The 16,205-nt window shown below is 55.5% G+C and carries 31 protein-coding genes and 1 pseudogene; 1 reads left to right on the top strand and 31 read right to left on the bottom strand.

Annotated elements, in window-relative coordinates:
• Positions 1–69 precede the first annotated feature (69 nt).
• From ACR0IV_RS21385 to rpmC, 13 genes are all read right to left on the bottom strand, one after another.
• Complete coding sequence (locus ACR0IV_RS21385; RefSeq protein ID WP_480471837.1) at positions 70–285, bottom strand: DUF1127 domain-containing protein; 216 nt, start codon at positions 283–285, stop codon at positions 70–72.
• A gap of 189 nt (positions 286–474) precedes the next feature.
• Positions 475–858, bottom strand: coding sequence for a hypothetical protein (locus tag ACR0IV_RS21380; protein ID WP_480661054.1), 384 nt, complete (start codon positions 856–858; stop codon positions 475–477).
• Positions 859–968: 110 nt separating this feature from the next.
• A complete protein-coding gene (rpmD, locus tag ACR0IV_RS21375; protein WP_170402795.1) occupies positions 969–1,157 on the bottom strand; it encodes a 50S ribosomal protein L30 in 189 nt (62 codons plus the stop codon).
• Positions 1,158–1,169: 12 nt separating this feature from the next.
• Positions 1,170–1,733, bottom strand: coding sequence for a 30S ribosomal protein S5 (rpsE, locus tag ACR0IV_RS21370; RefSeq protein WP_170356677.1), 564 nt, complete (start codon positions 1,731–1,733; stop codon positions 1,170–1,172).
• A gap of 116 nt (positions 1,734–1,849) precedes the next feature.
• Positions 1,850–2,209 carry a 50S ribosomal protein L18 gene (gene rplR / locus ACR0IV_RS21365; RefSeq protein WP_170392895.1) on the bottom strand — a complete coding sequence of 120 codons (360 nt, stop codon included), beginning with the start codon at positions 2,207–2,209 and terminating at the stop codon, positions 1,850–1,852.
• A gap of 11 nt (positions 2,210–2,220) precedes the next feature.
• On the bottom strand, positions 2,221–2,754 hold the full coding sequence (gene rplF, locus ACR0IV_RS21360; protein WP_170392896.1) for a 50S ribosomal protein L6: 534 nt from the start codon (positions 2,752–2,754) through the stop codon (positions 2,221–2,223).
• A gap of 11 nt (positions 2,755–2,765) precedes the next feature.
• Positions 2,766–3,158: a 30S ribosomal protein S8 gene (gene rpsH, locus ACR0IV_RS21355; RefSeq protein WP_010437099.1), complete on the bottom strand. Its 393-nt coding sequence runs from the start codon at positions 3,156–3,158 to the stop codon at positions 2,766–2,768.
• 13 nt (positions 3,159–3,171) lie between these two features.
• On the bottom strand, positions 3,172–3,477 hold the full coding sequence (gene rpsN / locus ACR0IV_RS21350) for a 30S ribosomal protein S14 (RefSeq protein ID WP_068340744.1): 306 nt from the start codon (positions 3,475–3,477) through the stop codon (positions 3,172–3,174).
• 19 nt (positions 3,478–3,496) lie between these two features.
• A complete protein-coding gene (rplE, locus tag ACR0IV_RS21345) occupies positions 3,497–4,057 on the bottom strand; it encodes a 50S ribosomal protein L5 (protein WP_480661057.1) in 561 nt (186 codons plus the stop codon).
• The gene (gene rplX, locus ACR0IV_RS21340) at positions 4,050–4,361 is read right to left on the bottom strand and encodes a 50S ribosomal protein L24 (RefSeq protein WP_010437096.1); all 312 of its coding nucleotides are present in this window, start codon (positions 4,359–4,361) and stop codon (positions 4,050–4,052) included. Before rplX ends, rplE begins: the two co-directional genes overlap by 8 nt.
• 2 nt (positions 4,362–4,363) lie before the next feature.
• Positions 4,364–4,732 carry a 50S ribosomal protein L14 gene (rplN, locus tag ACR0IV_RS21335; protein WP_025045929.1) on the bottom strand — a complete coding sequence of 123 codons (369 nt, stop codon included), beginning with the start codon at positions 4,730–4,732 and terminating at the stop codon, positions 4,364–4,366.
• 76 nt (positions 4,733–4,808) lie between these two features.
• Positions 4,809–5,039 carry a 30S ribosomal protein S17 gene (gene rpsQ / locus ACR0IV_RS21330; protein WP_008757253.1) on the bottom strand — a complete coding sequence of 77 codons (231 nt, stop codon included), beginning with the start codon at positions 5,037–5,039 and terminating at the stop codon, positions 4,809–4,811.
• 4 nt (positions 5,040–5,043) lie between these two features.
• Positions 5,044–5,250 carry a 50S ribosomal protein L29 gene (rpmC, locus tag ACR0IV_RS21325; RefSeq protein WP_037311745.1) on the bottom strand — a complete coding sequence of 69 codons (207 nt, stop codon included), beginning with the start codon at positions 5,248–5,250 and terminating at the stop codon, positions 5,044–5,046.
• 291 nt (positions 5,251–5,541) lie between these two features.
• Between rpmC and ACR0IV_RS21320 the strand changes: the two genes are divergently transcribed.
• Positions 5,542–5,874 (top strand): hypothetical protein, encoded by a 333-nt coding sequence (locus ACR0IV_RS21320; protein WP_480661061.1) that lies wholly within the window; start codon positions 5,542–5,544, stop codon positions 5,872–5,874.
• A gap of 105 nt (positions 5,875–5,979) precedes the next feature.
• Here ACR0IV_RS21320 and ACR0IV_RS21315 read toward each other — a convergent pair whose 3' ends face one another.
• From ACR0IV_RS21315 to ACR0IV_RS21230, 18 genes and pseudogenes are all read right to left on the bottom strand, one after another.
• Complete coding sequence (locus tag ACR0IV_RS21315; protein ID WP_480661062.1) at positions 5,980–6,600, bottom strand: 2OG-Fe(II) oxygenase family protein; 621 nt, start codon at positions 6,598–6,600, stop codon at positions 5,980–5,982.
• Between the two features lie 40 nt (positions 6,601–6,640).
• On the bottom strand, positions 6,641–7,189 hold the full coding sequence (locus ACR0IV_RS21310; protein ID WP_480661064.1) for an amino acid synthesis family protein: 549 nt from the start codon (positions 7,187–7,189) through the stop codon (positions 6,641–6,643).
• A gap of 159 nt (positions 7,190–7,348) precedes the next feature.
• Positions 7,349–7,762 (bottom strand): 50S ribosomal protein L16, encoded by a 414-nt coding sequence (gene rplP, locus ACR0IV_RS21305; RefSeq protein ID WP_480471830.1) that lies wholly within the window; start codon positions 7,760–7,762, stop codon positions 7,349–7,351.
• Between the two features lie 12 nt (positions 7,763–7,774).
• A complete protein-coding gene (gene rpsC / locus ACR0IV_RS21300; RefSeq protein WP_008758042.1) occupies positions 7,775–8,485 on the bottom strand; it encodes a 30S ribosomal protein S3 in 711 nt (236 codons plus the stop codon).
• Positions 8,485–8,865, bottom strand: coding sequence for a 50S ribosomal protein L22 (rplV, locus tag ACR0IV_RS21295; RefSeq protein ID WP_039538267.1), 381 nt, complete (start codon positions 8,863–8,865; stop codon positions 8,485–8,487). Before rplV ends, rpsC begins: the two co-directional genes overlap by 1 nt.
• Positions 8,866–8,868: 3 nt before the next feature.
• Positions 8,869–9,147: a 30S ribosomal protein S19 gene (gene rpsS / locus ACR0IV_RS21290; RefSeq protein ID WP_005980699.1), complete on the bottom strand. Its 279-nt coding sequence runs from the start codon at positions 9,145–9,147 to the stop codon at positions 8,869–8,871.
• Between the two features lie 3 nt (positions 9,148–9,150).
• Positions 9,151–9,993 carry a 50S ribosomal protein L2 gene (gene rplB / locus ACR0IV_RS21285; protein ID WP_008757664.1) on the bottom strand — a complete coding sequence of 281 codons (843 nt, stop codon included), beginning with the start codon at positions 9,991–9,993 and terminating at the stop codon, positions 9,151–9,153.
• Between the two features lie 233 nt (positions 9,994–10,226).
• The gene (locus ACR0IV_RS21280; protein ID WP_480661067.1) at positions 10,227–10,700 is read right to left on the bottom strand and encodes a hypothetical protein; all 474 of its coding nucleotides are present in this window, start codon (positions 10,698–10,700) and stop codon (positions 10,227–10,229) included.
• On the bottom strand, positions 10,697–11,077 hold the full coding sequence (locus ACR0IV_RS21275; protein ID WP_480661069.1) for a helix-turn-helix domain-containing protein: 381 nt from the start codon (positions 11,075–11,077) through the stop codon (positions 10,697–10,699). Before ACR0IV_RS21275 ends, ACR0IV_RS21280 begins: the two co-directional genes overlap by 4 nt.
• A complete protein-coding gene (locus tag ACR0IV_RS21270; RefSeq protein WP_480661071.1) occupies positions 11,055–11,546 on the bottom strand; it encodes a hypothetical protein in 492 nt (163 codons plus the stop codon). Before ACR0IV_RS21270 ends, ACR0IV_RS21275 begins: the two co-directional genes overlap by 23 nt.
• Positions 11,547–11,712: 166 nt before the next feature.
• Positions 11,713–11,806 (bottom strand): annotated as a pseudogene (locus ACR0IV_RS21265) (50S ribosomal protein L23); the annotation flags it as partial.
• 5 nt (positions 11,807–11,811) lie between these two features.
• A complete protein-coding gene (locus tag ACR0IV_RS21260) occupies positions 11,812–12,846 on the bottom strand; it encodes a fatty acid desaturase (RefSeq protein ID WP_480661073.1) in 1,035 nt (344 codons plus the stop codon).
• 168 nt (positions 12,847–13,014) lie between these two features.
• Positions 13,015–13,311 carry a 50S ribosomal protein L23 gene (locus tag ACR0IV_RS21255; protein WP_010437040.1) on the bottom strand — a complete coding sequence of 99 codons (297 nt, stop codon included), beginning with the start codon at positions 13,309–13,311 and terminating at the stop codon, positions 13,015–13,017.
• Positions 13,308–13,925, bottom strand: a complete 618-nt coding sequence (gene rplD, locus ACR0IV_RS21250; protein WP_480471827.1) for a 50S ribosomal protein L4 — start codon at positions 13,923–13,925, stop codon at positions 13,308–13,310. Before rplD ends, ACR0IV_RS21255 begins: the two co-directional genes overlap by 4 nt.
• Positions 13,922–14,647 (bottom strand): 50S ribosomal protein L3, encoded by a 726-nt coding sequence (gene rplC / locus ACR0IV_RS21245; protein ID WP_298391073.1) that lies wholly within the window; start codon positions 14,645–14,647, stop codon positions 13,922–13,924. The genes rplD and rplC overlap by 4 nt, the downstream gene beginning before the upstream one ends.
• 18 nt (positions 14,648–14,665) lie before the next feature.
• Entirely contained in the window at positions 14,666–14,980 is a 315-nt protein-coding gene (gene rpsJ / locus ACR0IV_RS21240; RefSeq protein ID WP_008756422.1) for a 30S ribosomal protein S10, read from the bottom strand.
• Between the two features lie 201 nt (positions 14,981–15,181).
• Positions 15,182–15,799 carry a hypothetical protein gene (locus ACR0IV_RS21235; protein WP_480661076.1) on the bottom strand — a complete coding sequence of 206 codons (618 nt, stop codon included), beginning with the start codon at positions 15,797–15,799 and terminating at the stop codon, positions 15,182–15,184.
• 158 nt (positions 15,800–15,957) lie between these two features.
• Positions 15,958–16,205, bottom strand: a 248-nt coding sequence (locus tag ACR0IV_RS21230) for an EF-Tu C-terminal domain-related protein (RefSeq protein WP_480532872.1), incomplete at its 5' end; no start/stop codon positions are given.

Genomic DNA, 16,205 nt, shown 5'->3' with positions numbered 1-16,205 from the left:
TGTATCACAACTGCCAAAACCAAAAGAGGCGCCAGTTCGGCGCCCCTTTCTTCGTGAGTGGTAGGTGTCTTACGAGCAGTACGCGTGCTCACGCGCGATATCAGCGATGTCGCACCGACGAATACCGATATCGTCCAGCTCGCGATTGCTGAGGCGCTGAAGCTCGGAATAGGTACGGTTGTATTCGATCGCGCGCGCGCGGGTTTCTTTCATGCCTTCAACGAAAGCCGCGATACGGCCCCGCAGATTGAAGCCGCCATGTGTCAGAGTAGCTGTATGTGCCATGTTTCTAATCCTTTCTGTACCGAGGCGTATTCCCCGGGCGTTTCCATGTGTTCCTTTGTGGACAACGCTCAGATAGGAGTGTTGGATACCGCTAACAACGCGTGTTTTGGTCTAGCCGGTATGCGAATAGTGCAACACGCGAGAGCGTGAAATCCCACGGTGCTGCCAATACTTGAACTCGGTAAATGGCTACTTTCTGATCTGACCGATGTAACGCTGCTTTTGCTCATTTATCAAAACCAGCTGGCCATTGTTTACTACATAGAGATCGAAGCGAGGTTGGTCATACCCGATGCAGCGAACTCCATTGTTGTAAAATTTATAGGCATTCGCTTTCCAAGACTGCCCGTCTCTTTTGTCGGAATACCCACCATTTGCGGAATAAGTCTCAACGTCCTTTCCAGAATAAACGACCTTGCGCCCTGAAAGGTTCTTTTGCAGCCACGCCGCATTCACTTTCTGATCCCCACCTGACAAGTAATTGTTAAATGTTTTAGGGGCTCTGTCTGGGCACTGAGCAAAAGCAGCGCTGCCAACGAAAATCGCGCAAATCGCGCTTAGAAGAAACTTCATCGTTTATATCCATTCTAAAAATCTGGAATAACGATACCTCAGCTCGTCCTAATAGCAATAAAAAAAGCCTCCGACTCGTCGGAGGCCTTTGCAATCTCTAAAGCTCGATCTTAGCCGCGCTCTTCGATGATCTCAACCAGATGCGGGATCTTGTTGACCATACCGCGAACCGATGGAGTGTCTTCCAGTTCACGGGTTTTGTTCATCTTGTTCAGGCCCAGACCGATCAGGGTTGCGCGCTGTTCGGCGGGGCGGCGGATCGGGGAGCCGATCTGTTTGACGACGATGGTTTTTGCCATGGTTCGCTCTCCTTACGCTTCGGCTTCAGCCGGTGCTTCGTCCCGCTTGGGCAGGATGTCGGCAACCTTTTTGCCACGACGTGCGGCAACCGAACGCGGGCTCTGCTCTTTCTGCAGGCCGTTGATGGTGGCGCGGATCATGTTGTACGGGTTCTGCGAGCCCAGCGACTTGGACACAACGTCCTTGACGCCCAGCATTTCGAACACGGCACGCATCGGACCACCGGCGATGATACCAGTACCTTCAGGTGCGGTGCGCATAACCACTTTACCAGCGCCGTGACGGCCCTCGATGTCGTGGTGCAGGGTCCGGCCTTCGCGCAGTTGCACGCGGATCATCTGACGCTTGGCTTGCTCAGTCGCCTTGCGGATGGCCTCAGGTACTTCTTTCGCTTTACCTTTGCCAAAGCCGACGCGGCCTTTCTGATCGCCGACAACCACCAGAGCGGCGAAGCCAAAGCGCTTACCACCTTTTACGGTTTTCGACACACGGTTGATTGCGACCAGACGATCTGCAAATTCCGGTGCTTCTTCACGGTCGCGGCCACGGCCCCGACGGTTTTCACGTTCTGCCATTTGGCATCCCTTTTCTCATGTGGCGCATGCGGCGCCGTTTAGTTCAATCCAAGTGAGCCCCGACTGTCGCCGAGGCCCCCGGATCATCGGGGCAGCCGCAAAGCTGCCCGCAAGTCTTAGATCTTCAGACCACCTTCACGCGCAGCGTCGGCCAGAGCCTTCACCTTGCCGTGGAACAGGAAACCGCCACGATCGAAATAAGCCTCTTCGACGCCCGCCTTTTTGGCACGCTCGGCGATGGCCGCGCCCACTTTGGTGGCCGCTTCGACGTTGTTCTTGCCCACAACGCCCAGATCCTTTTCCAGGGTCGAGGCTGCGGCCAGGGTCACGCCACGTACGTCGTCGATCAGCTGAACAGAGATGTTCTTGTTCGAACGGTGTACGGACAGACGCGGACGACCCGCGTTGACCTTGCGAAGTTTGTTCCGAACGCGCAGGCGGCGCTTCAGAAACAGGGTTCTTTTGCTGTTTGCCATTGTCTGCGTCCTTACTTCTTCTTGCCTTCCTTGCGGAAGATGAACTCGCCCTTATAGCGGATGCCCTTGCCTTTGTACGGCTCGGGACGGCGCCATTCGCGGATTTTGGCCGCGACTTCGCCCACCTGCTGCTGGTCGATACCTTCCACAACGATCTCGGTCTGCTTCGGTGCGGTGATGGTGACACCTTCCGGAGCAGTGAAATCAACATCGTGGCTGTAGCCTAGGTTCAGCTTCAGGGTATTGCCCTGCATCTGAGCCCGGTAACCAACACCCTGGATCTCCAGCTCTTTTTTGAAGCCGTTTGTTACGCCTTCAACAAGATTGGCGACCATGGTGCGGCTCATGCCCCACTGCTGACGCGCACGCTTGGACATGCCACGGGGATCGATCTTGACCACGTTGTCTTCAACCGACAACGTAACGTCGTCGGTGGCGGTGAAGCTACGGGTGCCTTTCGGACCTTTCACTTCGATGGTCTGACCCGACACAGAGGCGGTAACGCCGCTGGGCAGCTCGACCGGTTTTTTACCAATACGAGACATTGCAGACCTCCTTAGAAGACGGTGCAGAGCACTTCGCCGCCAACATTGTTGGAGCGAGCGTTTGCATCCGACATCACACCTTTCGGAGTGCTGACAATCGACACACCCAGACCCTGACGGACCTGCGGGATGTCATTGACGCCCATGTATACGCGACGACCGGGCTTCGAGACCCGCTTCAGTTCGCGAATAACAGGGGTGCCTTCGTAGTATTTCAGGCTGATTTCGATGGCCGGATGACCGTTTTCACCGGTCGTCGCTTCGTAGCCACGGATGTAACCTTCGTCCGCCAGCACGTCCAGAACCCAACCGCGCAGCTTGGAAGCCGGGGTGGAAACGGTGGACTTGCCGCGCATTTGCGCGTTGCGGATACGGGTGAGCATATCGCCGATAGGATCATTCATATCTATGTCTCCCTTACCAGCTCGATTTCACCATGCCGGGGATCTGACCAGCAGAACCCAGCTCGCGCAGCGCGATACGGCTGACCTTCAGCTTACGGTAGTAAGCGTGGGGACGACCGGTCAGCTGACAACGGTTGTGCAGACGGGTAGCCGAGCTGTTGCGCGGCAGTTTCGCCAGTTTCAGACGCGCTTTGAAACGCTCTTCCATCGGGCGGCTCTCGTCATTCGCGATTTCTTTCAGCTCGGCACGCTTTGCGGCATATTTGGCCACCAGGCGTTCGCGCTTCTTCTCGCGTTCGATCATTGCTTTTTTAGCCATGTCTCAATCCTCCCGGCGCTTACGCGTTGAACGGCATGTTGAATGCTTTCAACAATGCCTTTGCTTCAGCGTCGGTTTTCGCTGTGGTGGCAATTACGATATCCAGGCCCCAGACCTCGTCGACTTTGTCGAAGTCGATTTCCGGGAACACGATGTGCTCTTTCATGCCCATGGCAAAGTTGCCCTGACCATCGAAAGACGGCTTCACACCGCGGAAGTCACGAACGCGCGGCAGCGCGATGGTGATCAGACGATCCAGGAATTCGTACATCCGGTCACCGCGCAGAGTCACTTTCGCACCCAGCGGCATGTCTTCACGGACGCGGAAACCCGCGATCGATTTCTTCGCCTTGGTAGAAACGGCCTTTTGGCCAGCAATCGCAGTCAGATCCTCGACAGCAGCTTTCGCTTTCTTCGAGTCTTTGACGGCTTCAGCACCACAACCGATGTTCAGAACGATTTTGTCCAGCTTGGGCAGCTGCATGTCGTTCTTGTAGCCGAACTCTTCTTTCAGAGCGGCACGGATGGTTTCAACGTACTGAGCTTTCAGACGCGGGGTGTAGGTTGCGTTATCAAGCATCGATCACGTCCCCTGTGGTCTTGGCGAAGCGCACCTTCTTGTCGCCTTCCATGCGGAAGCCAACGCGGGTTGCTTTGCCGTTTTTGTCCAGCAGCGCCAGGTTCGACAGCTCGATCGGGTTTGCCTGAGGCAGGCGACCACCTTGCGAGGTTTGCGACTGACGGGTGTGGCGGATGGCGATGTTGATGCCATCGACAACAGCTTTACCGGCTTTGGGGTCAACCGAGGTAATCGTTCCCTCTTTGCCCTTGTCCTTGCCGGCCAGCACGACGACCTTGTCGCCTTTGCGGAGTTTAGCAGCCATAATTACAGCACCTCCGGAGCCAGCGAGATGATTTTCATGAAGTTCTTGCCGCGCAGTTCACGAACAACGGGGCCAAAGATACGGGTACCGACTGGCTCGTTGTTGTTGTTCAAGATGACGGCGGCGTTGCGATCGAAACGGATCGCGGTGCCGTCGTCGCGACGGACTTCCTTGGCGGTGCGCACGACGACGGCCTTACGGACGTCACCTTTCTTTACGCGGCCGCGCGGGATGGCTTCCTTCACCGAGACGACAATGATGTCGCCAACGGAGGCGTATTTACGCTTGGAACCACCCAGGACCTTGATGCACTGAACTCGGCGTGCGCCGGAGTTGTCAGCGACATCCAGATTGGTCTGCATCTGGATCATGTGGTTTCTCCCGACCTGTGGGGGCTGGTCTTGTTAAATCCCCCAGGGTTTCGACAAATGGAAAAGTCCTGGGGGCTTACGCCTCCAGAACCTCCCAACGTTTCGTCTTCGATTTCGGCGCGCATTCGATGATGCGGACTGTATCGCCGACCTTGAAGGCGTTCTTTTCATCGTGAGCCCGGTATTTCTTGGACTTACGGATGGTTTTCTTCAGAACCGGATGCGTAAAGCGGCGCTCAACGGATACGGTTACTGTCTGTTCGTTGGCGTCGCTGGTTACGGTGCCGGACAGGATACGCTTGGGCATCTGATTACTCCTCGGATGCCGCAGCAGCGGCCTTTTCGTTCAGAATGGTTTTGACGCGGGCAGCATTGCGGCGGGCCGCTTTGATGCCGGCGGTGCTTTCCAGCTGACCGGTTGCCTGTTGAAAGCGCAGGTTAAAGCTTTCTTTCTTCAGGTTGGCCAGTTCCTCACGGAGCTGGTCCGGGGTCTTGTCACGCAGTTCTTGGGCGTTCATCGCCTTTTTCCTTTGCTCAAAACACCAGAAGGCCCCGTACACGGGTCACCTTTGACCTGGTGGATGAATGATAGACATACGAATCGCCCGACAACGCCGGGAGATCGCAGGATGCCGCCGTATAAGGGTTCGGGGGGTGCGTGGCAAGGGAAAGATTCAGACAGAGCCCAGAACTACTGACACACAGACAGGAAAGGCGAACGGGCGGTCAAATCTTCGCTCATAACTTGCGCGATAAACAGGGTTAAAGTAACCGGAAATCACTAATGTACTACACAGGTGAATAAAATAATGAAGAAAATACTCTGGTCTATTTCACTGATATTTATTGTCGGCTCTGCGCAGGCTCAGGCTCAGGCTCAGGCTATTCCTAGCAAGAAAGTCTGCGACCGGGCCCACACAGACAACCGCTTGAATGGTGCATCTGTTGATCAATGTCTCTGCATGGCAACGGTTGCTCAGCAAAACTTGTCACCTGAACTCTATGTTCTATGGACGGAAGCAATGTACTCAGGTGAGTCCCGAGAAAACGAGATGCTTGCCCTAAAGCAATCTCAAAGGAAAACCGTGAACCAAATGAAAAAGACGGTGCGGTTATCCAAAAAGAAGTGCGGTCTAAATTAGCTTTTCGCCGATAGGCAACCTGGAAGTCATCGGTGTGTCACACTAATCTACACACCCCACCTCGCGTGAGTGACCCAAACACTGCATTGGGTCACTCGAACTAGGTTATTCCCATTTGTAGTTAAAGCTGACACTGATCCGCTCATCCTCAGCCATGTTCATCGGCACCTCGTGACGTAACCAGCTTTCCCACAGCAGAACATCGCCCACCTGAGGCTTCATATAGATGAACGGCTGCAAATCCCGCCGCCCGCCTTTGAGGCGCGTGGGTGCCGCCATCATGCGGCCTGAGCGGGGGTCTTCCAGTTTCAACGCACTCGCCCCTTCGGGCATCGCCACATAGGTCGTGCCCGAGATCACGCTGTGCGGGTGCAGGTGGCTGGAGTGCATGCCGCCCTCGGGCAGGATGTTGATCCAGAGGTCTTCAAGCTTCAGTTCGCCCTCGCCCAGATCGAATTCCAGATCCTTGGCGAAGGCCGCCACGTGCTGGTCCAGCACTTTGACCAGATCGGCGAAGATCGGGAACCGCCAAGGCAGATCGGTCAGCGAGGCATAGCTGGTGTAGCCCGGATAGCCGTTCTCCTCACACCAGTCCTGCCCGGCCTCATCATCCTCGGCGATGACAAGGCAGGAGCTTTCCAACTCTTCCGCGTCGATCTTGGGATCGAACTCGGACAAAGCTGCGCGATAAAGACGGGTAACGAAGAGTGATTCAATCTGTGCCATGGGCCGGGCATACCCCAGCCCTTTCGGCAAGACCAGACGCTTAGGTCTTGACGGGCCCTTTGCCACAGCGCGGGATAGGGCGACCGCCATCTGCATAGGCGAGGCATAGCACGATCTCATCCGGTTTTGGTGCGTCCGGGATGTTCAACGTCATCGTGTCGAAATGGTCAAACGACCAAGGATTGTCCTTGTGTCCAAGCGGCAGATCAATTGCGCAACCCGGCGCGCCCAGCTTGGCGTTTGACGGGATCACCGCCTCACCCCCACCGGCCGCCGCCCGCATGGGAGCGCCGAGCTTGGGGTGGATCACTGCCCCGCCCTGCTCAAGATCGCCGTTCATGCCAACGATCGCCGCTTTGCCGTAAGAGATCGGCGGTCCGTCCAGTTGCGAGATCGCTTCGGCTGCAAGTTCCGCACCTAAAGAGCCACCGATTTCGAACAGCTCTGAAAGGTCGTCGGCGAACCGCCCAGCCAACGGGTTCTGTACCACTGCCAACGCCGCGACCCGACTGATCGGATCGCAACGCTGGCCCAACTGGTCGGTGGTTATGACTTCTTTGACGAATATCTTCTTGCGCAGCTGAATCATAAGACCCTCCCATTCCTGTCCAGCAGCCTAGGCGCGTCACGTGGGCAGGTCGACGGTTTTCACCCCCCACAACATCACAGACCGTCCAGCCAAAAGAAAACCCCCGCCGGTTTCCCGACGGGGGTCGATCTTGTCACGAACGGGGTTGCCCCCAATCGCTTACCAGTCTTCGCGGATCACAACGCGTGTCTTGACCGGCAGCTTCATCGCGGCCAGGCGCAGGGCCTCGCGGGCGATGTCGTCATTGACGCCGTCGATCTCGAACATCACGCGACCGGGCTTGACCTTGCAAACCCAGCGGTCGACCGAACCCTTACCTTTACCCATACGAACTTCGATCGGCTTTGCAGTGACCGGAGTGTCGGGGAAGATGCGGATCCAGACACGACCCTGACGCTTCATGTGACGCGTCATGGCACGACGTGCAGCTTCGATCTGGCGTGCAGTTACACGCTCAGGCTCGATGGCTTTCAGGCCGTAGGTGCCAAAGTTCAGATCAGAGCCGCCCTTGGCGAGACCCTTGATCCGGCCTTTGTGCATCTTGCGGAATTTAGTACGCTTTGGTTGAAGCATATCTTTCCCTCCTTAGCGACGACCGCCACCAGCACCACGAGGTGCAGGGCCGTCCTGGAGTTCCTGTGCTTTACGGTCACGTGCCTGCGGATCGTGCTCCATGATCTCACCTTTGAAGATCCAGACCTTGATCCCGATGATCCCGTAGGGGGTCATCGCTTCGGCATGTGCGTAATCGATGTCGGCACGCAGGGTGTGCAGAGGCACGCGGCCTTCGCGATACCACTCGGTCCGTGCGATTTCGGCGCCGCCCAGACGACCAGCGACGTTCACCCGGATACCCAGGGCGCCCATGCGCATGGCGTTCTGAACCGAGCGCTTCATGGCGCGACGGAACGAAACACGACGTTCCAGCTGCTGAGCGATGGACTCGGCAACCAGCTGCGCGTCAAGCTCGGGCTTGCGCACTTCGACGATGTTCAGGTGCAGTTCGCTGTCGGTCATACGAGCAAGCTTTTTGCGCAGAACTTCGATGTCTGCACCTTTCTTGCCGATGATGACACCGGGACGAGCCGTGTGGATCGTAACGCGGCACTTCTTGTGCGGACGTTCGATGATCACGCGGGCAACACCGGCCTGCTTGCACTCTTTGTTGATGAACTCACGGATTTTGAGGTCTTCCAGCAGAAGATCACCGTAGTCCTTGGTGTCGGCGTACCAGCGGCTGTCCCAGGTGCGGTTGACCTGCAGGCGCATGCCGATCGGATTTACTTTATGACCCATTAGGCTTGCTCCTCAACTTGACGCACCTTGATGGTGATCTCCGAGAACGGCTTCATGATCTTGCCGAAACGGCCACGGGCACGCGGACGACCGCGCTTCATGACCAGGTTTTTGCCAACCCATGCTTCGGCGACGATCAGCTCGTCAACGTCCAGGTTGTGGTTGTTTTCGGCATTCGCGATTGCGGACTGCAGGCACTTCTTAACGTCCTGCGCGACACGCTTGTTCGAGAAAGTCAGGTCGGTCAGAGCCTTCTCAACTTTCTTGCCGCGGATCATTTGCGCAACCAGGTTCAGTTTCTGCGGGCTGGTGCGAAGCATGCGAGTTTTCGCCATTGCTTCGTTTTCAGCCACGCGGCGGGGGTTCTTTTCCTTGCCCATGACTTACTTCCGCTTCGCTTTTTTGTCTGCGGCGTGGCCATAATAGGTGCGGGTCGGCGAGTATTCACCGAACTTCTGACCGATCATGTCTTCCGAGACGTTGACGGGGATATGCTTCTGGCCGTTGTACACACCAAAGGTCAGACCCACGAACTGGGGCAGAATGGTGGAACGACGCGACCAGATTTTGATGACTTCGTTGCGGCCCGACTCGCGCGCTGCTTCGGCTTTTTTAAGCACATAAGCATCGACGAAAGGACCCTTCCAAACAGAGCGAGACATGGATTAACGTCCCTTCTTCTTGGCGTGCCGCGAGCGGATGATCAGCTTCTGGGACGCTTTGTTCTTGTTGCGGGTACGCTTACCCTTGGTGTCCTTACCCCACGGCGTAACCGGCGTACGGCCACCCGAGGTACGACCTTCACCACCACCGTGCGGGTGATCGATCGGGTTCATTGCAACACCACGAACCGACGGACGCACGCCTTTGTGGCGCATACGACCGGCTTTACCGAGGTTCTGGTTCGAGTTGTCGGGGTTGGACACGGCACCAACGGTGGCCATGCATTCCTGACGGACCATGCGCAGCTCGCCCGAGCTCAGACGGATCTGAGCGTAGCCACCATCGCGACCAACGAACTGAGCGTAAGTACCGGCCGCACGTGCGATCTGACCGCCTTTGCCAGGCTTCATCTCGATGTTGTGGACGATGGTACCGATGGGCATACCCGAGAACGGCATTGCGTTGCCCGGCTTGATGTCGGCCTTGGCGGATGCCACGACTTTGTCACCAACAGCCAGACGCTGCGGAGCCAGGATATATGCCTGCTCGCCGTCTTCGTATTTTACCAGTGCGATGAATGCGGTCCGGTTCGGGTCATATTCGATCCGCTCGACGGTTGCCGCGACATCAAATTTGTTCCGTTTGAAGTCAACGATCCGGTAGAGACGCTTTGCGCCACCGCCGCGGCGGCGTGAAGTGATCCGTCCGGTGTTGTTCCGGCCGCCCGATTTGGTCAAACCCTCAGTGAGAGACTTGACCGGACGTCCTTTCCAAAGCTCCGAACGGTCGATCAGCACCAGCCCGCGCTGGCCCGGCGTCGTCGGCTTGTACGACTTGAGTGCCATGCTTTCTGTCTTCCGTTTAGCAAGTGCGAGGCGTTGCCCCGCTATGTGATAGGCCCCCGTAGGTGCCAAGGGTATAGGGCCCCGAAGGTCCCCGGTTACAAATATCAGAGGCCCCGGAACGAATCCGAGGCCGCAAGATTGGGAGCATGTAACAGGGTTGGGGGTGGGTGTCTATAGGGGATTGAAGCAGAAACTTCGTTGTTCCCTTTTGCCCCTCAAGCCTTCAAGAACCTTTAGGCTTCTTCGCCTTTGCCGTCACCTTCGACAAAGTTCATTTTTAGGGTGCCAAGTCGCACCTCTATATCATTGTCCAAGTACGCTCTCACCTTAATCCTCCCCTTTTCATTCACCGGAAGTGGTGACCAGTGGAGAGGAAACGTCATAGAGAGCACTTTGTCCTCTGGGCGTTCATTTTCAGTCCCAGCAAATGCACTCTTTCGCTGTTCGTCCGTAATCTCAATTTCAGTGCTAAAAATCTCATTCCGAGAACTCTCAATTTCAAGGTAGACACAGAGTTTAATAGTGTTGATCTCGACATTTATCGGCACCCTCAAATTAACAAGCGCACCAAAGTTGGGCAGCAAACCTGGAGCCGGTCCAGAGAAGTTCATCTCGCCGGTGTAGCACCCGACCAACGTCAGCTTGCCATTAGTTTCGTACCTAATGTCATCGCAGAAGACTGTCGTGCCATATGCTTCTGAATTCACGACGCCGCACTTTCAATTCTAAACGTCAATCCGGAGACGAGGTTTCCAGTTGGAGAGTTTTGTGCATCTTGCCGCAAATCGATCACATTTGAAGTCGCCTCAGTAGAGTTTGTCTTTTCCCGACGATCTTTCTCGACGAACTCAAGGTCGATTTCCTTGTCAAACGCGTAAGCAAACTCTGCAATCGATCTAGCAGTCAAGTTCGCACTACCTTTTAAGCGTCGATTTACCACCGACCGATCGACTCCCAACACTTCAGCGACTTCTTGCTGTGTCATTCCTGATGCAATTAACTCAGCTTGCAATTTCTTCTGGAGCTGAGAAATAAATTTGGCTGCTTTGCGTGATTTAGGGTCAATCTTTAGTTGATATGACATCACTATACTCCTTGCTCTGGCAGCACTTCGGCTCGTCCAAATCGATTTCATGTCGAACGTACGATGTTTGAGCTACGTACCTACTGTAAAGATCAAGCAATTTGATTTGATCCGCGTTGTCACCGTAACAACAGATAAAGGCGTCTTTTTGCGGCACCCAACCAAAAATTCGTACGTCATCCGTTTTTATCTCCCAAACATACTGTTCAGGATTGAAGTTTAGTTTTTTGAAGCGGCGATCCGTAGAGAACTCGTCGCCAGAAACAAATTCGTGAAAAACTGCGAACACCTGTTCGATTGGCAACAAACTTGAATAAAGTTCATTGTGGTCCATGACCGGAAGGACAGCGTCAAGCCATTCAACAAATTCAGGCGTTGCATATAGCGTTCTCCAAGGTTGTTCATCATCTTCTAGCGGATCAATTTTTATCAGTAGACCCGACTCACATAACTCTAACAGTGTTGCCATATATATCAACAAGTGGTTTCTACAAGTTAAATTTGCTAGACGACTATCGTGCAACGGGTGGCCAAACAAGCCAATACAATCAAACTTGCTATCCTCTTGAGTTAGGTACCAACAAAAAAAACCCGCTTTCGCGGGGGCCTTTATCTCTCTCCAAAGACCGTTCCGATCAGAGACCGGTGGACACGTCGATGGTGTTCCCCTCTTCCAGGGTCACATATGCTTTTGACGTTTTAGCGACGGCCCAACTGGCTGCGGAACCTGCCTCTCACCCATAAAGCGCCCGCACCTCGGCGAAGGACAGCAGGCGGCGGCTTTGCTCGTCCCACAGGTGCAGGCGCGCGTTGGCGAGGCTCTCGCGGATGGTCATCCGGTTGCTGTTTGCCAGTTCATCATGATCACGCAGCACCTCGGTCAGACGATAGAACGGAATGCGGCTGTACAGGTGGTGGACATGGTGGATGCCGATATTGGCGCTGAACCACTGCAACACCGAGGGCAGGATGTAGTGGGAACTTCCGTGCAGGGCCGCCTCGTGCAGTTGCCAGTCTTTATCGGGGTCCCAGTGGGTGTCCTCAAACTGATGCTGTACGTAGAACAGCCAGACACCGGCCGTTGCGGCAATCAGGGTTGATGGCAGAAAGATCAGCAGCATCGGCATCAGACCGCCGAAATAGTAGATCGCCAGAAGCGCGACCAAAATGGCGACGTTGGTACCCATCGCACTGACCCAGAACCTGACACTCCCCGTCAGGCCAAGCGGAAGGCGGTTCTGAAACAGAAACAGATAACCGGGGCCAAGGACGAATAGGGTGATGGGGTTGCGGTACACGCGATACCAGAACCTGTTCATGGGCGTTTTCGACTGATACTCGGCCACCGTCAGAGTATGGATATCGCCCATGCCCCGCTTGTCCAGATTGCCCGAGCTGTTGTGATGCGTAGAATGCGTCCGGCGCCAGACGTCGTAGGGTGTCAGGGTCAGCACTCCGATTATCCGTCCGACCCAGTCGCTAACCGCACGGTTCTTGAAGAACGCTCCGTGTCCGCAATCATGCTGGATCGCAAACAGCCGCAGCAGGAAGGCGGCGTTCAGGACGGAAATCGCAAAGGCCAGCCAATAGCTGAGCGAAAGCGACATCCAGGATAGCGCCCAAAGCGCAAAGAACGGGACAATGCTAATACCCAGTTCAAAGGAGCTGCGCCACTGGTTGGGTTCGCGATACTTGGCAAGTGTCGTGACCCAATCCCGCGCCGAGGTCATGTTCGGGTTGCCCTGGGTCGAGAGAGAGGGTTTGGTCATGCGCCTGCCGTGTTTTCTTACTTGTAGGGAACCGGATAGACACCCCGCCCGGGATAGCAAGTGAATTCCGGGAAAGACGCCTGATTTGCGCTCAATTCTTGGTGTTGTTGCCAAAGAAAAACCCCCGCTTGCGCGGGGGCCTTTATCTTTTTCCAAAGACGGGTTCGATCAGAGACCGGTGGACACGTCGATGGTGTTACCCTCTTCCAGGGTCACATATGCTTTTTTGACGTCTTTCCGACGGCCCAGCTGGCCGCGGAACCGCTTGACCTTGCCTTTGGTCACGGTGGTGTTCACCGCTTTGACCTTCACACCAAACAGCGCCTCAACGGCCTCTTTGATCTGTGGCTTGTTGCTGTCGATCGCCACTTCAAAGACAACCGCGCCGTTTTCGGACGCCATGGTCGACTTTTCGGTGATGACCGGCTTGCGGATCACGTCGTAGTGTTCTGCCTTCGCGCTCATTTCAGACGAGCCTCCAGTGCTTCGACAGCCGCTTTGGTGAGCACCAGGGTGTCACGCTTGAGGATGTCATAGACGTTTGCGCCCATCGACGGCAGGATATCCAGACCTTCGATGTTCTTGGACGCTTTCAGGAACCCCTCGTTCACGGTCGCGCCGTCGATGACCAGAGCGCGTTTCCAGCCCAGGTTTGCAACCTGTTTGGCCAGAGCGGCGGTCTTGCCTTCGGCTTCGGCGTTCTCGATTACAACCAGTTCACCTGCCTTGGCTTTCGCCGACAGAGCGTGGCGCAGGCCAAGCTTGCGGAACTTCTTGGGCAGGTCGTGACCATGCGAACGAACCACGGGGCCTTTGTAGATACCACCACCACGGAAGATCGGCGCGTTACGGTCACCATGGCGTGCGCCACCGGTGCCCTTCTGGCGATAGATCTTCTTGGTCGAGTAGCTGGTTTCCGAGCGGGTCTTGACCTTGTGGGTGCCGGCTTGCGCGTTGTTACGCTGCCAACGGACCACACGGTGCAGGATGTCCGCGCGCGGCTCGAGGCCGAACAGGTCTGCATCCAGCTCGATGTCGCCGGCTTTGCCGCCGTCCAGTTTGATTACATCAAGTTTCATGCTTCACCACCTTCCGCGGGCGCTTCTTCCGCCGGTGCTTCGGTTGCGGCACCTTTTACGGCTGCCGGGAACGGCAGACCTTCGGGTGCTTTCTTCTTCACGGCGTCCTTGACGGTAACCCAGCCCGATTTCGGTCCGGGAACGGCGCCTTTGATGAAGACCAGACCACGGTCGGCGTCGGTTTTGACAACCTCCAGGTTCTGGGTGGTAACACGGGCAGCACCCATGTGACCGGCCATCTTCTTGCCTTTGAACACCTTGCCCGGGTCCTGACACTGACCGGTCGAACCGTGCGAACGGTGGCTGATCGAAACACCGTGCGAGGCGCGCAGACCACCAAAGTTCCAGCGCTTCATCGCACCGGCAAAGCCTTTACCGATCGAGGTGCCCGAAACGTCAACTTTCTGACCTTCCAGGAAGTGTTCTGCCGAAATCTCGGCGCCCACATCGATCAGGCCATCTTCGGAGACGCGGAACTCGGCCAGCTTACGCTTGGGCTCAACCTTTGCAGCGGCATAGTGACCGCGCATGGCCTTCGAGGTGCGTTTTGCCTTGGCGGCACCGGCGCCCAGCTGAACGGCGGTGTAGCCGTCTTTGTCAGCGGTACGCTGTGCAACAACCTGCAGATTGTCCAGGTGAAGAACGGTCACAGGGATCTGCTTGCCGTCTTCCATGAACAGGCGGGTCATGCCAACTTTTTTTGCGATAATACCAGAGCGCATAATCTATACCCTCCGATCTTACGACTGCAGCTTGATCTCGACGTCCACACCAGCAGCGAGGTCGAGCTTCATCAGCGCGTCAACGGTCTGGGGGGTCGGATCAACGATGTCCAAGAGACGCTTGTGCGTACGGATCTCGAACTGGTCGCGGGATTTCTTGTCAACGTGAGGGCCACGGAGAACCGTGAACTTCTCAATCTTGTTCGGCAGCGGGATCGGGCCGCGCACGTTCGCGCCGGTCCGCTTGGCAGTGTTGACGATCTCTTGCGTGCTGGCATCCAGAACGCGATAGTCAAATGCCTTCAGCCGAATACGGATGTTTTGGCTTTGCATAGATACAGCCTTTTATCAGGCGTTGAGGTTGAGAGGAGGACAAGCGCGCATCGCCAACCCTCATCGAACCCAAAAGGCGGGAATCACCCCGCCTTGACGTTCTTGTTGAGAACTCGCGCGTATTAGTGGGGTTGGTGGGGTTTGGCAAGGGGGAGATTACATGTCGACCCCGATTTCGGAACACGTAGTCAGAAACGGAAGCTATTTTTCAACTCGAGCACTAAAGACAACTGGAAATTGCGCTTCCTCTTGGTTCAAGTGACCAGCTATCAACCACCCCTTCCCTGAGATGTCGAACTCAAATGTGTGCATTAATCGGGCCGCCAAAATGAAAAAGTTAGCTAACTCTTCTTTGGCTTGCTCGAACTCTTGCTCGGTCAAAGTCTTGTAAGAGGCATGCAAAAAGTTGCCGCTTTTGTTGTAAAAGTCCTCTGCTTGTACTCGGCTAAGGTGATCCTCTTCGACTGAAACGAATTGGCCTTCGATACCTGTCTCTTTAGTTGGCACCACCTTAATGGCTTCCGGGAAAAACCTTGGGTTGATCTTTTCCAAAAGCTTCATTTTTTGAGTGGCACTATAGTTCTTCTGCAAATTCTTAGAAATTGCTTCGCCAACATCCCGATGAGCCGAAACAGACAACAACATCAATTCTTCGATGATCATTCTGAGGTCAAGGTGAGCTTGCCGTAAGGAAACTAGACCAGCACTGCATAAAGGAGTTTTCGCAAGTTGTGTCGAGTAAGCTTCCAACGACAGCATATGGGCCTTAATCAAAATTAGATGCTCAACTGCGTCACGAACTTCAAACTCTTGTGTCATTTCTCAAAATTCTTTGAGTTTGCGAGTATTTTCAATCTTTCTCAACCAATTCTCGACAAAAAAGACCGCCCCTTGTGGGACGGCCTTCTTTAGTTCAACCGAGTGGGCTCTCATTGCTCTTTCAGAGCAACTGCCGCCCGTCAGTCGGCAAAGCCGGCTTACTCGATGATCTTCGACACAACGCCTGCGCCGACGGTGCGGCCGCCTTCGCGGATGGCGAAGCGCAGGCCGTCTTCCATCGCGATCGGTGCGATCAGCTCGACGGTGAAGCCGACGTTGTCGCCGGGCATAACCATCTCGGTGCCAGCCGCCAGGGTCACGGTGCCGGTCACGTCAGTGGTCCGGAAGTAGAACTGCGGACGGTAGTTCGCGAAGAACGGAGTGTGACGACCGCCTTCTTCCTTGG

Source organism: Ruegeria sp. C2 (genome assembly GCF_056537765.1).
This window is presented reverse-complemented; position numbering and strand designations above follow the sequence as displayed.

What these genes read in the sequence shown, in the direction of transcription:
- ACR0IV_RS21385 (WP_480471837.1), bottom strand. Translation starts at nt 285, where the DNA reads ATGGCACATACAGCTACTCTGACACATGGCGGCTTCAATCTGCGGGGC.
- ACR0IV_RS21380 (WP_480661054.1), bottom strand. Translation starts at nt 858, where the DNA reads ATGAAGTTTCTTCTAAGCGCGATTTGCGCGATTTTCGTTGGCAGCGCT.
- rpmD (WP_170402795.1), bottom strand. Translation starts at nt 1,157, where the DNA reads ATGGCAAAAACCATCGTCGTCAAACAGATCGGCTCCCCGATCCGCCGC.
- rpsE (WP_170356677.1), bottom strand. Translation starts at nt 1,733, where the DNA reads ATGGCAGAACGTGAAAACCGTCGGGGCCGTGGCCGCGACCGTGAAGAA.
- rplR (WP_170392895.1), bottom strand. Translation starts at nt 2,209, where the DNA reads ATGGCAAACAGCAAAAGAACCCTGTTTCTGAAGCGCCGCCTGCGCGTT.
- rplF (WP_170392896.1), bottom strand. Translation starts at nt 2,754, where the DNA reads ATGTCTCGTATTGGTAAAAAACCGGTCGAGCTGCCCAGCGGCGTTACC.
- rpsH (WP_010437099.1), bottom strand. Translation starts at nt 3,158, where the DNA reads ATGAATGATCCTATCGGCGATATGCTCACCCGTATCCGCAACGCGCAA.
- rpsN (WP_068340744.1), bottom strand. Translation starts at nt 3,477, where the DNA reads ATGGCTAAAAAAGCAATGATCGAACGCGAGAAGAAGCGCGAACGCCTG.
- rplE (WP_480661057.1), bottom strand. Translation starts at nt 4,057, where the DNA reads ATGCTTGATAACGCAACCTACACCCCGCGTCTGAAAGCTCAGTACGTT.
- rplX (WP_010437096.1), bottom strand. Translation starts at nt 4,361, where the DNA reads ATGGCTGCTAAACTCCGCAAAGGCGACAAGGTCGTCGTGCTGGCCGGC.
- rplN (WP_025045929.1), bottom strand. Translation starts at nt 4,732, where the DNA reads ATGATCCAGATGCAGACCAATCTGGATGTCGCTGACAACTCCGGCGCA.
- rpsQ (WP_008757253.1), bottom strand. Translation starts at nt 5,039, where the DNA reads ATGCCCAAGCGTATCCTGTCCGGCACCGTAACCAGCGACGCCAACGAA.
- rpmC (WP_037311745.1), bottom strand. Translation starts at nt 5,250, where the DNA reads ATGAACGCCCAAGAACTGCGTGACAAGACCCCGGACCAGCTCCGTGAG.
- ACR0IV_RS21320 (WP_480661061.1), top strand. Translation starts at nt 5,542, where the DNA reads ATGAAGAAAATACTCTGGTCTATTTCACTGATATTTATTGTCGGCTCT.
- ACR0IV_RS21315 (WP_480661062.1), bottom strand. Translation starts at nt 6,600, where the DNA reads ATGGCACAGATTGAATCACTCTTCGTTACCCGTCTTTATCGCGCAGCT.
- ACR0IV_RS21310 (WP_480661064.1), bottom strand. Translation starts at nt 7,189, where the DNA reads ATGATTCAGCTGCGCAAGAAGATATTCGTCAAAGAAGTCATAACCACC.
- rplP (WP_480471830.1), bottom strand. Translation starts at nt 7,762, where the DNA reads ATGCTTCAACCAAAGCGTACTAAATTCCGCAAGATGCACAAAGGCCGG.
- rpsC (WP_008758042.1), bottom strand. Translation starts at nt 8,485, where the DNA reads ATGGGTCATAAAGTAAATCCGATCGGCATGCGCCTGCAGGTCAACCGC.
- rplV (WP_039538267.1), bottom strand. Translation starts at nt 8,865, where the DNA reads ATGGGCAAGGAAAAGAACCCCCGCCGCGTGGCTGAAAACGAAGCAATG.
- rpsS (WP_005980699.1), bottom strand. Translation starts at nt 9,147, where the DNA reads ATGTCTCGCTCTGTTTGGAAGGGTCCTTTCGTCGATGCTTATGTGCTT.
- rplB (WP_008757664.1), bottom strand. Translation starts at nt 9,993, where the DNA reads ATGGCACTCAAGTCGTACAAGCCGACGACGCCGGGCCAGCGCGGGCTG.
- ACR0IV_RS21275 (WP_480661069.1), bottom strand. Translation starts at nt 11,077, where the DNA reads ATGTCATATCAACTAAAGATTGACCCTAAATCACGCAAAGCAGCCAAA.
- ACR0IV_RS21270 (WP_480661071.1), bottom strand. Translation starts at nt 11,546, where the DNA reads ATGGCAACACTGTTAGAGTTATGTGAGTCGGGTCTACTGATAAAAATT.
- ACR0IV_RS21260 (WP_480661073.1), bottom strand. Translation starts at nt 12,846, where the DNA reads ATGACCAAACCCTCTCTCTCGACCCAGGGCAACCCGAACATGACCTCG.
- ACR0IV_RS21255 (WP_010437040.1), bottom strand. Translation starts at nt 13,311, where the DNA reads ATGAGCGCGAAGGCAGAACACTACGACGTGATCCGCAAGCCGGTCATC.
- rplD (WP_480471827.1), bottom strand. Translation starts at nt 13,925, where the DNA reads ATGAAACTTGATGTAATCAAACTGGACGGCGGCAAAGCCGGCGACATC.
- rplC (WP_298391073.1), bottom strand. Translation starts at nt 14,647, where the DNA reads ATGCGCTCTGGTATTATCGCAAAAAAAGTTGGCATGACCCGCCTGTTC.
- rpsJ (WP_008756422.1), bottom strand. Translation starts at nt 14,980, where the DNA reads ATGCAAAGCCAAAACATCCGTATTCGGCTGAAGGCATTTGACTATCGC.
- ACR0IV_RS21235 (WP_480661076.1), bottom strand. Translation starts at nt 15,799, where the DNA reads ATGACACAAGAGTTTGAAGTTCGTGACGCAGTTGAGCATCTAATTTTG.